This window comes from Arthrobacter sp. B055-34 (assembly GCF_059090425.1).
Genome location: NZ_JBNHFQ010000002.1, coordinates 431,425 through 445,312, shown reverse-complemented (window position 1 = coordinate 445,312; position 13,888 = coordinate 431,425). Strand labels below are relative to the sequence as shown.

Sequence of the window (13,888 nt, the reverse complement as noted above, 5' to 3'; positions counted from 1 at the left end):
TTTCTGTGCTCACCGTACCAAGACTTAGGACTGACGAGGCAAAGCGGTCCGCCCCTCCGGACGGTTAAGGTCTTCGGAGGACCGTTTCTGCCATGGCCAACGCCCCGTGATTTCCAGTTCCAGCGAGAAACTGAGGAAGGTCCGGATCAGGACAATGATGGCGAGCACTCCTACGGATTGAAAGGTAGGGCTGACGGCTACGGTGCGGATGATGTCTGCAGCTACCAACAGTTCGAGACCCAGCAAAATAGACCGTCCCAGTCGGCGCCGGTAGGTTTCATAAACTGTGTGCCGCTCGCCACGGAACCAGTCCGCCGCTGCCAGCCCCGTGGAAACCGCCGCTCCCAGAACGATGGCGACCACACCCGCCGCGTCCACCGCCTTTCCGGCGGTCTCCATGATCTGCTGGAATTCCATGCTCGCTCCTTCGCCTCAGGTCACCAGGTCGCGCACGGACCGTTCGGCGGCGCGGTAGGTGTTGGCATCGATCGTTTCGCCGTTCATGAACCGGTCGATGACGCGCGGGTCAACGTAGGACTTCCGGGCGATGGTGGCGGTGTTGCCCAGGTGTTCGGCGACCTCGCGCATGGCGGCGGCCACGGCTTTCTTCCGCGCGGTGGGACTGCTGCGCTCCGGCGGGTGGGCGGCCAGCGCGATGGCGGCAGCCACGGTTCCCTGCCAGGTCCGGAAGTCCTTGGCGGTGAAGTCCTCCCCACATTGTTCGCGGATGAAGTCGTTCAGGCCTGCGCTGCTGATGGGCGTGAATTCGCCGTCGTCGTCGAAGTAGCCCAGGACCTGCTCGTCCGGTCCGCGGTTTTTGAGCAGGGGCTTCAGAGCCGCGGCGAGGTCCGGATCCTCAATGCTGCCCGTCCACTGCTGGCCGCTCTTGGCGGGAAAATCCAGTTCGACGGTGGAGCCGCGCACCTGCAAATGCCGGATCTGGATAGTTGTCACGCCGAAGGAGCCGTTGGTCTGCGCGTACTCCTCGTTGCCGATCCGCAGCCCCGCATCCTCGATCAGTCGGAAGGCTGCAGCGTAGGCGCGCTGTTCCGAGGGGCCTTCGGAGCGCAGGATGCGGGTGATGCCGGGACGCGCCGTGGGCAGGGCGTCGCCGAAGTCCAGTGCGCGGTCGAACTTCTCGCGGTCCTTCAGCTCCCGCCAGCGGGGATGGTAGATGTATTGGCGCCTGCCGGCGTCGTCAATTCCTGTTGCCTGGATGTGGCCGTTGGGGACTGGGCTGATCCAGACGTCGCGCCAGGCGGGCGGGATGGCCAGCTGGTTGATCCGCTGCACCGTTTCCGGATCCGTGATCTTGCTGCCGTCCGCTGCCCGGTAGCTGTACCCCTTGCCGTAACGGCGGCGGCTGATCCCCGGACCGTTGCAGTTGATGCGCCGCAGCCGGGGCCTGCGGGCAGGTTTCTCCTGCTGAAGCGTCACTGCGGCTCCTTTCTGGTCGGCACTATGTGCGGGCTAAAGCCGCTTCTCCACCATATTATTCAGCTTGCTTACTATTTTTAGTAGGGTGGGCGAAAGAGCCCTGGAACGGCAGGGCTGTAACTTCAACGAATTGGAGTACCAGCATGGCTGAGAAGAGCACGCCCGAAAGCACTACGCCCGCCAACAACGTGCCCATTCCCGGAGCTCCCGCGGTGGAGCCGCCGGCAATGGAGGAACGCACCGAGCCACAGAGCCCGTTGCCGCCGAAGCCGGACCAGGACGCGCCGGAAATGGTGTCCCCGACCGGAACGCCCACGGGGGCGCAGAAGAGCGCCAACAGCCAGAGCGGCGCCTACCTGACCACGGCCCAGGGTGTCCGGCTGTACGAGACGGACCATTCGCTGAAGGCCGGACCGCGCGGTCCCAGCCTGCTGCAGGACCACCACCTGCGCGAAAAGATCATGCACTTTGACCATGAGCGGATCCCGGAGCGGGTGGTGCACGCCCGTGGTGCTGGAGCGCACGGCGTCTTCGTGGCCAACGGCGCGGCCGCCGGGGTGACCAAGGCCGGCTTCCTGGCCGCCGGCGTCGAGACCCCGGTCTTCACCCGCTTCTCCACCGTTGTCGGCTCCCGTGGTTCAGCGGACGCGGTGCGCGATACCCGCGGGTTTGCCACCAAGTTCTATACGGACGAGGGCACTTTCGACCTGGTGGGCAATAACATTCCGGTCTTCTTCATCCAGGACGGCATCAAGTTTCCGGACATCGTCCACGCCGCCAAGCCCCATCCGGACCGCGAAATCCCGCAGGCGCAAAGCGCGCACGACACGTTCTGGGACTTCGTCTCGCTGCACACCGAGGCGCAGGCGCACGTCATGTGGCAAATGTCGGATCGGGGCATCCCGCGTTCGTTCCGGACCATGGAGGGCTTCGGGATCCACACCTTCCGGCTGCAGAACGCGGCCGGCGAGACCACGTTGGTGAAGTTCCACTGGAAGCCGAAGCAGGGCATCCACTCGCTGGTGTGGGAAGAAGCGCAGATGATCAACGGCGCCGACCCGGACTTCCACCGGCGCGACCTCGCGGACGCGATCGAGGCCGGTGCCTTCCCGGAGTGGGAGCTGGGCATCCAGACCTTCCCGGACACCCCGGACGAGATGTTCGAGGGCATTGATCTGCTGGATCCGACCAAGATTGTGCCCGAGGAGCTGGCCCCGGTGCAGATCATCGGCACGCTGACACTGAACGCCAACCCCACCAACTTCTTCGCCGAAACCGAGCAGGTCGCCTTCCACCCGGGCCATCTGGTCCCCGGCATCGACGTCACCAACGATCCGCTGCTGCAGGCGAGGCTGTTCTCCTACCTGGACACCCAGCTGAGCCGGCTCGGCGGGCCGAACTTCGCGCAGATCCCGATCAACCGCCCGCATGCTCCGGTCAACGACATGTTCCGCGACGGCATGCACCAGACCGCCGTGCATAGCGGCGTGGCCCCCTACCGGCCGAATTCGCTCGACGGCGGCTGTCCCTTCCTGGCGGGCGAGGACATGAGTGCGTACATCGAGGTGCCGCAGGAGCTGCCGGCGTCGATGAAACTGCGTGAATCTCCGGCGTCGTTCGAGGACCACTTTAGCCAGGCCCGGCTGTTCTTCAGGTCCCTGACCCCGGTGGAGCAGGACCATGTCATCCAGGGCTACACCTTCGAGCTGGGAAAGTGCTACGAGGAGAACGTCCGGATCCGACAGCTTCAGGCACTGGCAAATATCGACGGCGAACTCTGCGCCAAGGTGGCCGAGGGCCTGGGCCTGCCGGCGCCCTCGCCTACCAGCACGCGGGAAGACGATGTGCAGCCGAGCCCCGCGCTGTCCCAGCTGGGCAAGTCCTGGCCGCTGGCCGGCCGGGTGGTGGGCATCATCGCCGACGACAACAGCGACCAGGACGCCGTGGCGACTGCGCGGGAAGCCATCCACGCAGCGGGCATGGTTCCGCTGATCATTGCGCCAAAGGGCGGCAAGCTGTCCGGTGGACTGACGGTGCAGCGGACCTACCTGACGGCACGGTCGGTGGAGTTCGACGCCATCCTCGTGGCCGGCTCGGCGGCGCCCGGCGCGGATGCAGCCGCCGGACGGGATGCGAAGGCGGGCGATCCGACCGGCCATCCGGCGGGGGATCCGCGGGTCAGCATGATGCTGGCCGAGGCGTACCGCCATGCCAAGGCGATCGGCGGCTGGGACCACGTTGCCCACGCCCTTGCCGCAGCCGGCATCCCCGAGGAAGCACCCGGCGTCGTTATTGGGGAAGGTCCGGCGGTGCTGGAAGGCATTGCCGAACTGCTCGGGAAGCACCGGGTCTGGGAGCGCTTCCCCGTTTCGGCTTAGTTCCGCAGCAACTCCCGCCGGGGCGGCTTCGGCTGTGCCCGGTGGGAGGTTGTGGGCCTCGAATAGGAAGTCAGGCGTCAGGCGGGCTGTTGGCCCGAGGTTTGGGGCGAGTTTCCCACAGCCTGTTCCGACTGGACATGGCGTAGTTTGCGGATCAGCTTGAGCGCCGGCATCGGGAGCGCCGTACGGATCCGCAACCGCCAGCGGCGTTTTTTGGCGGCGGCGAGCCGGTCCGCGTCCACGGTCAGTTTGCCCGCGCGAGCCCGGCCCGCGTAGGTCGCCAGCAGATCCGCCAGCGGAACGGTCTGGCTGTGGAAGTAGTTGTCCCGCAGCCACGTGGCCTCCGGGTGGAAGAAGTGCCCGCCTTTCAGATCGGCCAGCGTACCCAGCAGTCCCGAACCCACGAACACCCGGTTCAGCATGTCTTCATTGACGCCGAAATCGGACAGGATCAACACCGGCAGGCCGGCGTCGATCGCTTCCAGGGCAGCGGTGGAACTGACCGTGACCATGGCGGTCCCTGGCACCAGCTGCTCGGCCATGGACCCAGTGCAGAATTCCAGTTCGTGGCCGGCCACGGCACGGGAGGCGACCAGTTCGCCCCACAACGTATCGAACGGGTGCTGCTCCAGATGCGTCTGCGGTTCGCCGGCCCAGGCCCGCAGTTTCACCCGGACGCGGTAGCCGCTGCGGCGCGACAGTGCCGCCAGCGCCTGGAGGATGGCGACGCGCTCGTCCTTCAGGACGGGGACTTTTGCCTGCGGGGCGAAGACCACCTGGGTCAGCGGTACCTCCACCGGCTCCGGCCGCGCGGGCGATTTCAGGAAGGGGAGCCGGGTCACGAGGACGCGCTGTTCGATGCCCAGTTGATCAACCAGGTCGCTGAAGGCGCGGCATTCGGCATGGCTGTGCGTGATGAACGCATCGCCCAGCGAGCGGAACTGCAGCGCCTTCTCGGTGGCGGGGAAGGCCACGCCGGGCAGGCCCGACACCAGGGCCGGCCGCGGGGTGAGCCGGCTGGCGTGCAGGTAGACCTCTTCGGCCACGGGGCCGGTGGCAGCAGCAAGTACGACGTCGGCACCCGCCAAGGCGGTGCGCAAGCCTGAGGCGGGAATCACCGGCGTCGTTATTCCGGCGCAGAAGGTGCCACCTACCGCCGCGGTGGTCTGCTCCCGCGTCGGGGCGATGGGCGAGCGGACCAGCAGGACCTCGCGGTCCCATTCCGGGCCGAGAGCATCGAGTGTGGCACAGGCGAACTTCAGGTAGGAATCACTGTCCGCCACGGCGACGATCTTGTGCCGGGCCCGGCGTGGCTGCCCGGGTACGGCGCCGGGTGCGGTGTAGGCCATGCCAGCAGGCTGGAAGCCGTTCGTGCCGCCGGGCTGGGTGCCGCTCATGCCGCCCCCAAACCGTCATCCAGGGAGCTGCTCAGGTGCCGGCGCAGTTCCTGCGTGGTGCCCGGCATCCACCAGTCGCCCGGCACTGGTTGGCCCTTTAGGGGGACCGCGTTGGGGGCCAGGATGAGCCGCAGCGACGCGAGCACCGTGGATGGCAGGGCGCGCACGGTCTGGTTGGAGCGCAGTCCACGCAGGCGCATTTCCACCGGGATGGTGTGCTCGTTCACGGTGATCAGCGGGTGTTCCGCGAGGGCGTCCAGCACCTCGGGAGTTTCCCGGCGGTGCGGGAAGTAGCCCACAGGGCCGTCCTCGGTCAGGGACCGGACCCAGTCCACGTAGGGCTCGGCCCGGATCAGCCCGTCCGCTGGCATTGCCGAACCGACCACCACCGTGGGTTCGTAGATGGTCTCGGTGACCGGCTGGGTGCCGAGCCACTCAAACTTGTGCCGCTCCAAGTGGCCGCCCAAAGCCCGGAACTTTGCTTCCAGCGCTGTGGGAACCGGCAGCGCGGTAAAGACGAGGAGCCTGCCCTGCCCGGCGAGCCGGCGCAGCGCCCACCAGCTCGCCAGGCCAAGCGCCTTCCGCGAGGCACGGGCGGCGGCGCGCGGCCGGGTCAACGGTCTCGGCCGGTCCCGGACCAGGGTGCCCAGCAGTTTCAGGGTGGCGAGACCGTCGTCGAGAATGACAACTTCCTTGCCGCCGGCGCCGCGCAGCAGTTCGGTCTGGACCTTGCCCGAATAGGCGTCGCCGATCACCCAGCGGTCCAGCCCCGGCTCCCGCAGCGGCGGGATGGTCGAGGTCGGCACGGCGAAGTGCACGCCGGCGGGAACCTGTGCCATCAGTGAGGCCAGGGTGGCGTTCATGCCGATGGCGTCGCCGCGAGGATGGATGGTCGTTTCGCGGCCCAGCAGCCCGGCGCCGTGGGCTTCGACGGCGCTGAGCAGCTGCAGCGGGGACTCCGCCCAGACCGCTGCCCGGCCAAAGCGCGGCCGGGCTACTTGTTGCGAGGGAAGCATTGCCTGCGTCATTTGCCCAGTACGGTCAGGACGCGCTTGGCGGCCCGCCGTCCCACGCGGCGGACCCGGCCAAGCGGCAGCAGGACCTGGCGCCCCGGCAGGGCGCCGGGCAGGCCCAGCTTGGTGAGCCGGCGGCGTTTGAAATAGCGCATGTCGGAGGTGTGCTGGGCCTGGTGCAGGAAGGCTACGGCGCTGTCGCGGGCCATTTCCAGCGTCTCGGCCTGCATGCAGTAGGACACGGCTTCCACCAGCTGCTGCAGCGGCGCGGCCGGAACCGCCGCCGTATTCGTCTCAGCCTCAACGGCAGTGGGCGTGGTGGTCTCGTCCGCCGCCTGTTCAGTCTCAACTCGGTCGGCCGGGGCGGTATAGCCCCGCTCGAGGAGCGCGTCGATGATCGTTACCGGGATGCGGTTGCTGTTCTGGTACGGGGTGAGCCGCTCCAGCAGGATCTCGGTTCCCACAGCCGCGGCGTCGATCTTGAACAGATACTTGGCCGTCATCAGCGCGGTGGAGAAGCAGCTGACCACGAGCTCGGGCCGCAGCCGTTGCATGACCACTTCCGCCGGGCTGGTGGAGGTCATGACCTTCAGGTCCAGTCCGAGCTCGACGGCGGCGGCCTGGATGGAGGTCACCGCGCCGGGGCCTGCGCTGGGGTGAGGTTTGAAAATGCAGTGCCGGATGCCGCGGTCCGTTGCCTTCTGCAGCATGTCGCGGTGCAGCTCGATTTCCTCTTCGGTGGAGAGGATGCCGAGCTCGGAGAGGTACTGGCCCAGGATCAGCGCCGTGCCGCCGGCAGCGGGTTCGCCGTCGTGCGTGCTGGCTTCCGGGGTTCCTGCCAGTGCGGCCGGCCCTTCGGTTTCCTCGGGCAGGGCGGCGGCGAGTTCTTCCATGCCGCGGCGCAGGGCGGCCGCGTCGATCGGAATCAGCTGCGGGTTGTGCTCGCGCAGCAATTGGGGGACCAGGCCGGGCACCAGATCCACGTACAGCAGCGAGTCCAGGCGCTGGGCCAGGTCGCGCGGCAGCCGGTTCCGGGTGGGGCCGTAGCTCATCAGGCCGTCGGAGTGGACGGAAATCGTGGCGCTGGCAAAGACACGGCAAAGCGCGACGGCGGGATTGACCTGGATGGACTCCACATAGAGGTGCAGCGGGCCGTCGCCGAGCTCCCACTTCCCGCGGAGCAGGCGCTCCCAGATATCGAGTTCCTCGCCGCGCGGGTTGAACTGGCCGGGACGGCGGGGCCAGAGCAGCTCGCTCAGATCCACCGTCCGGTCGAAGCGGGAGGCCGCTTCGGTAAAGCCGGCGGAGTCGTGGAACGGCACGGAAACTTCCGGTATCAGGGCACTGTTGGTCAGGACGAGGATACGTTCGGCGCCGCGCTCCGGGATGCGGCCGCTATCGATGGCCGCTGCCAGCGAAATGCACTGATACAGCGTTGAGACGACAAAAAGCTCTTTCATGCGGCGCTCCGAAGTGCAGGTTTGATCAGCTGGCGGCGCTTGTGGTCGAGCAGCGCCAGGCTCTCCTCGGACACATGTTCCGGCAGGGTGTCCAGCGTAGCCCGGATGCCGGTGTTCAGCTCGCCCAGATAGTGCTTGTCCATCTGTTCGGCGCGTTTGAGCTGGTGACAGGCGATGGCCAGGAACTGGCGGGCAGCCTTGGGCCAGAAGCGCTCCGGCTCCGGGTCTTCGGCGACGAGGCGGAAGACCTCCTGGAAGCACGGGAGGAAGTCCAGTTGGCGGCGGTCGAAGACCTGGGTCAGCGAACTGGACACGCCGCGGCGGTAGAAGGCGCCCAGCTGGGTGCTCACGGCATAGGACTGTGCCTTCAGGTGCAGCCGCCAGACCCAGGGCCGGTCTTCGGCGGTATGCCGGCCGTCGAGGAAGTGGAGCATGCCCGCGTCCTTGAGTCCGCCGTCGAAAATCCCGAACGGCGGGAAGCAGTAGTCCACCATTGTGGAGAGGTTGTACGGGGCAATATCGTCGCGTGGGTTCAGCCGGACTCCGCGGCGGGCCTGCGGGGCCTTGTGGATGGTGCGGATCCCGTTGGTGTGGCGGATGTGGTCCACACGGAGGAAGTCCACGCCCAGCTGTTCGATCTCCGTGGTGATCCTGGGCAGGTGGCCCGGGGCGTACCAGTCATCCGGATCCAGGAAGGTGATGTAGCGGCCGGTTGCCTCGTCCAGACCGTGGTTCCGGGCGGTGGCCACCCCGTGGGCGGTCTCGTTCCGGAGGATCTTCAGGCCGGGGAGCTGGCTGGTGAAGGCCGCTGCCAGCTCCCCGGTCCCGTCGGTGGAACCATCATCGATGACGATGACCTCCATTACCGAGGGGTCATCGAACTGGCGCATCAGGCTGGTCATCGAATCGCGGATGAAAGGGGCCTGATCTTTCGCAGGAACGATGACACTCAGTAATGGCTTGTTCATAGGTACTTATGCATCCACTCGGCGCAGGCGGGACAGCGGGGCCAGCTCGCCCGGGAAGACCTGCTTGACGCCGTCGCCCATGGCATCTTCGAGGATGCGGATGTCGCGGACCAGCGCTTCGAGGCCCTTCGGCTCCAGCGAGGACGCCTGGTCCGAGCCCCACATGGTGCGGTCCAGGGTGATGTGGCGTTCCACGGTCACCGCGCCGAGGGCGACGGCGGCAAGGGAGATCTGCAGGCCGCGTTCGTGGCCCGAGTAGCCCACCGGCACCTGGTAGCGCTCCTGCAGCGTGGTGATCATGCGCAGGTTGGCCTCTTCGGGGGGCAGCGGGTAGGTGGAGGTGGCGTGCATGAGGATCAGGTTATCGGTTCCGAGGGTTTCCACGGCCTTGTCGATCTGCTCGATGGTGGACATGCCGGTGGAGAGGATGATCGGCTTGCCGGTTTCGCGCAGGGCGGTGAGCAGTTCGATGTCGGTGACCGAAGCGGAGGCAACCTTGTGTGTCAGCGCGCCAGCCTCTTCCATGAAGGCCACGGAGGGAACATCCCACGGCGAAGCGAAGCAGTGCAGGCCCTTGTCGGCGGCGTGCTGGATCAGCTTCTGGTAGATGGGCATGTCGAACTCGACGCGGTAGCGGTAGTCCAGGTAGGTCATTTCGCCCCACGGGGTGGAACGCATCTTGTCGCGCATGTCGGCCGGGGTGGAGATTTCCGGGGTGCGCTTCTGGAACTTCACGGCGTTGGCGCCGGCGGCGGCAGCGACGTCGATCAGCTGCTTGGCGATCTCGATGTCGCCGTTGTGGTTGATGCCGATTTCGCCGATCACGTAGACGGGCTGGCCTGCGCCGACCTGAACGTCACCGATAGCGACGGGTGCCGGAGCGCCGGTGGGAAGGTAGTTCTGGGTTGCTTCGGTAGTCATCAGGAGGCTCTTTCTGTCATTTCTGCAATTGCGTTCCGGCTGCCGGTCGCGGCGGCCGTGTGGGCGGCGAGGACGAGTTCGCAGATTTCGCGGACCGCCCCTTCACCCCCGTTGTGCGACAGCACGATGCGCGCTGCCGCCTTGACCTCAGACCGGGCATCCGCCACGGCCACGGGCCAACCGACCTTGCCCATGGCGGGCAGGTCGTTGACATCGTTGCCGACAAAGGCAACGCGTTCCGGATCAAGTCCGCGCACAGCCATCCATTCGGAGACTGCTTCGGCCTTGTCTTTGACGTCCTGGACGACGTCGACGCCGAGCTTGTTGGCCCGGGCGGTCACCACCTGGTTTGTCTCGGTGGAGAGAATCAGTTGGGGCACTCCGGCCCTGCGCAGGCGGGCAATGCCCATGCCGTCGCCGCGGCTGACGCGGACGAACTCTTCGCCTTCGGAGTTGACGAAGGCGTGATCGTCGGTGTGGACGCCGTCGAAATCCATCACCAGGGCGTCGACGTCGACCGCGGTGGTTTCGGCGGGGGCAGCCATTGCCTGGACCAGCGCCAGATCTTCGAGCGAGTCGATTTCGATGGCGTGCTCTTCGGGCACTACCTGCAGGTCCAGCCGGCCGAAGAAGCGGTGCCGGCGTTCGGTGAAGCCCTCGGTGAGCATGGCGTAGAACGCGCCGGTCTCGCGGTACTGCGGTTCGCGGTCCTGGCGGCGGGGACGGAAGTCCGCGCTGTGGCCTACGGCGGTGACGGCGCCGTCGTCGTTCTTGGTCCAGAGGAAGTTGTGGTTCTCGGCGACCGAAAACGCCACGTCCGCCTCGCCGTCGAGAACCTTGCGGACCGCTTCGTTGAGGTCCGCGGGATCGATGAAGGGGGAGGTGCACTGCAGCAGCACGGTGACGACCGGCTTAGTGCCGAACTCCTCGTCGAGAGCATCCAGGGCGTGCAGGACGGCGGATTCGCTGGTGGCTGTGTCGCCGGAGAGTTCGGCCGGGCGTTCAACAACGCGGGCACCGAAACGCTCGGCTTCGAACCGGATGTCGGCGGAATCCGTGCTGACGACGACGTCGGTGACCAGCGGTGTGTTGCGGGCGGCTTCCACGGCGCGGGCCACGAGGGAACGGCCGGAAACTGGCTTCAGGTTCTTGAACGGAATCCCTTTTGAACCGCCGCGGGCAGGGATCACAACCAGAACTTCTTGGGGATCGGTGGTGCTCATTGAAGCCACCGTAGGGAGCCCGGGTGGCCGGACGGGGTGCCTAAGGTTAAGAGAAGGTTATGGATAGCCAACGTTTTGTTAACCAGGACCGGCCAGTACTGTTGGTGCCATGCCCCGGTTCCGCCCATCGCGCCGCAGATTGCCGCTGCGCATTGTGGTGCCCAGCCGCAACGATCCGCTGCTGCGCCGGTTCACTGAACTGATCGGCGGGCCGCTGGGACACCGGACCGCTCCCGGGATTGTGGAGCCGGGCTTCTTTACCGTGGAACGCGTGCTGATTGTGCTCACCACGCTGGCGGCGCTGCTCTCCGTGCTGGTCAAGACGCCCTGCCGCGTGGCCGGCTGGATGCTGCCGGACTACTTCTATATGGGCTGCTACTCGGACTGGCCCGTCCTGTTCGAAACCCGTGGCCTCGCGGAGGGCATGTTCCCGTTCCTCACGCCGGGCGGTGTTTTCGAGTACCCGGTGCTGATGGGACTGCTGGCCGGATTCACGGCGCTGCTGGTTCCCGGCTCCGGGGTGTCAGCGGAACGCTCGCTGGCCTACTTCGACGTGAATGCGACGCTGGTCGCCGTGGTCTGGATCATCACCGTGATTGCGACGGCGAGAATGAGCCACCGCCGGCCCTGGGATGCCGCGATGGTGGCGCTGGCGCCCGGGATCGTGGTGGCCGGGACCGTTAACTGGGATCTCTGGGCGGCCATGCTGGCGGCGCTTGCCATGCTGTCTTTCGCGCGCGGGCGCCTGGTGCTGGCCGGGGTGTTCATCGGGCTGGGCACTGCCATGAAGATCTATCCGCTGCTGATCCTGGGCGCCGTGCTGCTGCTGGCCATCCGGACCGGGAAGTACCGCCCGCTGGTGGTCGCTACTGCTGCCGGGGCGGGAACCTGGCTGGCCGTTAACCTGCCCTTCATAGTGGCCGACTTTGCCGGCTGGGCCTTCTTCCTGGGGTTCAGCCGCGACCGCGAGGCCGGCTATTCCTCGATCTGGTACGCCTACAACACCACGGTGCAGGGGCAAGGGCTGCCGCAGCTGGGGCCGGAGTTCATCAACCGGGCGTCGCTGGTGCTGTTCCTGCTGGCCTGTATCGGGATTGCGCTGCTGGTGTTGTCCGCCCCGCGGCGCCCGCGGCTGGTGTCCATCGTGTTCCTGATCGTGGCGGCCCTGGTGCTGACCAACAAGGTGTATTCCCCGCAGTTCGTGGTGTGGCTGATTCCGCTGGCGGCGCTGGCCTACCCGCGCTGGCGGGACTTCCTCATCTGGCAGTTCGTCGAACTGCTGCACTGGTGGGCCGTCTGGATGTTTCTGGGGCAGTTCACCAGCGGCGGCGCGCCGGAGCACAATATCGACGGCGCCTATTACGTGCTGGCCGTGCTCGCGCATATAGCAGCGACGGCATACATCGCCTACAAGGTTGTCCGCTCCATTTTGCACCCCGAGCACGATCCGGTCCGCCGGCTGGAGACCGACGATCCGCAGGGCGGTCCCTTCGACCGCTCCGACGACGTGCTGGTGCTGGACAGCTACGCTGTTCACAGATGGCGTTCACGGATCGGCAGCCGGTAGTCCGGCAGGAAGGCGGAGCGTACATGTCACTTCCCGATGCGGCCGTGGTGGGATCCGGGCCGAACGGCCTGGCAGCGGCGGTCATCTTTGCGAGGGCCGGGCTGAAGGTCACCGTCTTCGAGGGCGGTGAAACACCTGGTGGTGGTGCCCGCACGACGGAGCTGATGGAGCCCGGGCACTGGCATGATGTTTGCTCCGCGGTCCACCCCATGGCGGTGGCGGCTCCGTTCTTCCGGGACTTCGGGCTGGCCGAGCGGATCGAACTCATTACCCCGGACATCTCCTATTCGCACGTTATCGACGGCGCGAAAGCCGCCTTTGCCTACCGGGATCTGGACCACACCGCTGCTTCGCTGGGTGCGGACGGGGCGACCTTCCGGTCGCTGATGGAGCCCCTGGTCACGCATTCCCGCGACGTGCTGGACCTGACCATGAACCAGCTGCTGCGATTGCCCCGCCATCCGGTTTCGGCGCTGCGGTACGGACTGCGTTCGCTGGAGCAGGGGAGCCCAGCCTGGAATATGCGCTTCAAGGAATATCTTGCTCCGGCATTGTTGTCCGGCGTGATGGCCCATACGCCGGGCGGCCTGCAGCGGCCGGTGGCTGCCGGAGCTGGTCTGATGCTCGGGTCGCTGGCGCACGCGGTGGGGTACCCGCTGCCGGTGGGCGGTTCGCAGGCCATCATCGACGAGTTGGTGCGCGACCTGAAGAACCACGGCGGCAAGCTGGTCACCGGGCACAAGGTGAATTCCCTGGCCGAACTGACCGATGCCCGGACCGTGCTGTTGGACACCTCGCCGCAGGAGCTGGTCCGGCTGGCCGGCGGACGGCTGCCGCGCGGCTATGCCAAGTCCTTGACCTCCTACCGGTACGGTCCCGGCGCCGGCAAGGTGGACTTCATTTTGTCCGAACCCGTTCCGTGGGCCAACGCCGAGCTGGCCAAGGCGGGGACCATCCATCTGGGCGGAACCCGGGAGCAGGTTGCGGCATCGGAGAAGGACATTGCCCGCGGGCGGCACTCCGAAAAGCCCTTTGTCCTGGTCTCCCAGCCGAGCGTTTTCGATGCCACGCGGGCACCTGACGGACGGCATGTTCTGTGGACGTACTGCCACGTGCCGCAGGGCTCCACCCGCGACATGACGGACGTGATCAACGCGCAGCTGGAGGCGGCCGCACCGGGCTTTTCGGACGTTGTTGTCGCGTCGCACAGTATGTCCGCCGCGGAATATGAGCAGTACAACCCGAACTACGTCGGCGGGGACTTCGGCACCGGCGCCGTGGACGTCGCGCAGCTGCTGGCCCGGCCCGTGCTGAGCACCAAACCGTGGCAGACGCCGCTGGACGGGGTGTATCTGTGCTCGGCCGCAACGCCGCCAGGTCCCGGTGTGCACGGGATGGCTGGATACCACGCCGCCCGGCTGGCGTTGAAGGAGGACTTCGGACTGCCGATGCCAGCACTGGGGCCGTAGCTGCGGATTGGGTAGGTCGGCCCGGGCTGTCCGGCTGGATCCATCAGAACGGGAA

The 13,888-nt window shown here is 66.8% G+C and carries 11 protein-coding genes; 3 read left to right on the top strand and 8 right to left on the bottom strand.

Features of this window, described 5'->3' with window-relative positions; genetic code table 11:
* Positions 1–24: 24 nt before the first annotated feature.
* Together AC5RWO_RS05270 and AC5RWO_RS05265 are read right to left on the bottom strand one after the other, a co-directional pair.
* On the bottom strand, positions 25–417 hold the full coding sequence (locus tag AC5RWO_RS05270; protein WP_498729903.1) for a DUF1622 domain-containing protein: 393 nt from the start codon (positions 415–417) through the stop codon (positions 25–27).
* A gap of 15 nt (positions 418–432) precedes the next feature.
* A complete protein-coding gene (locus AC5RWO_RS05265; protein ID WP_498729902.1) occupies positions 433–1,437 on the bottom strand; it encodes a DNA topoisomerase IB in 1,005 nt (334 codons plus the stop codon).
* Positions 1,438–1,580: 143 nt separating this feature from the next.
* Here AC5RWO_RS05265 and AC5RWO_RS05260 point away from each other — a divergent pair, with 143 nt between their 5' ends.
* On the top strand, positions 1,581–3,815 hold the full coding sequence (locus tag AC5RWO_RS05260; protein ID WP_498729901.1) for a catalase: 2,235 nt from the start codon (positions 1,581–1,583) through the stop codon (positions 3,813–3,815).
* Between the two features lie 77 nt (positions 3,816–3,892).
* Here the strand turns inward: AC5RWO_RS05260 and AC5RWO_RS05255 are convergent, their stop codons facing one another.
* From AC5RWO_RS05255 to AC5RWO_RS05230, 6 genes are read right to left on the bottom strand one after another with little or no spacing between them, the layout of a single operon-like run.
* Positions 3,893–5,212, bottom strand: a complete 1,320-nt coding sequence (locus tag AC5RWO_RS05255) for a DUF6716 putative glycosyltransferase (protein ID WP_498729900.1) — start codon at positions 5,210–5,212, stop codon at positions 3,893–3,895.
* Positions 5,209–6,228, bottom strand: coding sequence for a hypothetical protein (locus tag AC5RWO_RS05250; RefSeq protein ID WP_498729899.1), 1,020 nt, complete (start codon positions 6,226–6,228; stop codon positions 5,209–5,211). Before AC5RWO_RS05250 ends, AC5RWO_RS05255 begins: the two co-directional genes overlap by 4 nt.
* Before the next feature lie 8 nt (positions 6,229–6,236).
* On the bottom strand, positions 6,237–7,685 hold the full coding sequence (locus tag AC5RWO_RS05245) for a polysialyltransferase family glycosyltransferase (RefSeq protein WP_498729898.1): 1,449 nt from the start codon (positions 7,683–7,685) through the stop codon (positions 6,237–6,239).
* Positions 7,682–8,653 (bottom strand): glycosyltransferase family 2 protein, encoded by a 972-nt coding sequence (locus AC5RWO_RS05240; protein WP_498729897.1) that lies wholly within the window; start codon positions 8,651–8,653, stop codon positions 7,682–7,684. Before AC5RWO_RS05240 ends, AC5RWO_RS05245 begins: the two co-directional genes overlap by 4 nt.
* A gap of 6 nt (positions 8,654–8,659) precedes the next feature.
* Positions 8,660–9,574, bottom strand: a complete 915-nt coding sequence (locus AC5RWO_RS05235) for an N-acetylneuraminate synthase family protein (RefSeq protein ID WP_498729896.1) — start codon at positions 9,572–9,574, stop codon at positions 8,660–8,662.
* Positions 9,574–10,797 (bottom strand): cytidylyltransferase domain-containing protein, encoded by a 1,224-nt coding sequence (locus AC5RWO_RS05230; RefSeq protein ID WP_498729895.1) that lies wholly within the window; start codon positions 10,795–10,797, stop codon positions 9,574–9,576. Before AC5RWO_RS05230 ends, AC5RWO_RS05235 begins: the two co-directional genes overlap by 1 nt.
* 109 nt (positions 10,798–10,906) lie before the next feature.
* On the opposite strand from AC5RWO_RS05230, the gene AC5RWO_RS05225 reads away from it, so the two are divergent.
* Together AC5RWO_RS05225 and AC5RWO_RS05220 are read left to right on the top strand one after the other, a co-directional pair.
* Positions 10,907–12,364, top strand: a complete 1,458-nt coding sequence (locus AC5RWO_RS05225) for a glycosyltransferase family 87 protein (RefSeq protein ID WP_498729894.1) — start codon at positions 10,907–10,909, stop codon at positions 12,362–12,364.
* Between the two features lie 23 nt (positions 12,365–12,387).
* On the top strand, positions 12,388–13,833 hold the full coding sequence (locus AC5RWO_RS05220; RefSeq protein ID WP_498729892.1) for a phytoene desaturase family protein: 1,446 nt from the start codon (positions 12,388–12,390) through the stop codon (positions 13,831–13,833).
* Positions 13,834–13,888 lie beyond the last annotated feature (55 nt).

Coding starts and splice junctions, on each gene's coding strand:
- AC5RWO_RS05245 (WP_498729898.1), bottom strand. CDS start 7,685: ATGAAAGAGCTTTTTGTCGTCTCAACGCTGTATCAGTGCATTTCGCTG.
- AC5RWO_RS05260 (WP_498729901.1), top strand. CDS start 1,581: ATGGCTGAGAAGAGCACGCCCGAAAGCACTACGCCCGCCAACAACGTG.
- AC5RWO_RS05250 (WP_498729899.1), bottom strand. CDS start 6,228: ATGCTTCCCTCGCAACAAGTAGCCCGGCCGCGCTTTGGCCGGGCAGCG.
- AC5RWO_RS05255 (WP_498729900.1), bottom strand. CDS start 5,212: ATGAGCGGCACCCAGCCCGGCGGCACGAACGGCTTCCAGCCTGCTGGC.
- AC5RWO_RS05220 (WP_498729892.1), top strand. CDS start 12,388: ATGTCACTTCCCGATGCGGCCGTGGTGGGATCCGGGCCGAACGGCCTG.
- AC5RWO_RS05240 (WP_498729897.1), bottom strand. CDS start 8,653: ATGAACAAGCCATTACTGAGTGTCATCGTTCCTGCGAAAGATCAGGCC.
- AC5RWO_RS05270 (WP_498729903.1), bottom strand. CDS start 417: ATGGAATTCCAGCAGATCATGGAGACCGCCGGAAAGGCGGTGGACGCG.
- AC5RWO_RS05230 (WP_498729895.1), bottom strand. CDS start 10,797: ATGAGCACCACCGATCCCCAAGAAGTTCTGGTTGTGATCCCTGCCCGC.
- AC5RWO_RS05235 (WP_498729896.1), bottom strand. CDS start 9,574: ATGACTACCGAAGCAACCCAGAACTACCTTCCCACCGGCGCTCCGGCA.
- AC5RWO_RS05225 (WP_498729894.1), top strand. CDS start 10,907: ATGCCCCGGTTCCGCCCATCGCGCCGCAGATTGCCGCTGCGCATTGTG.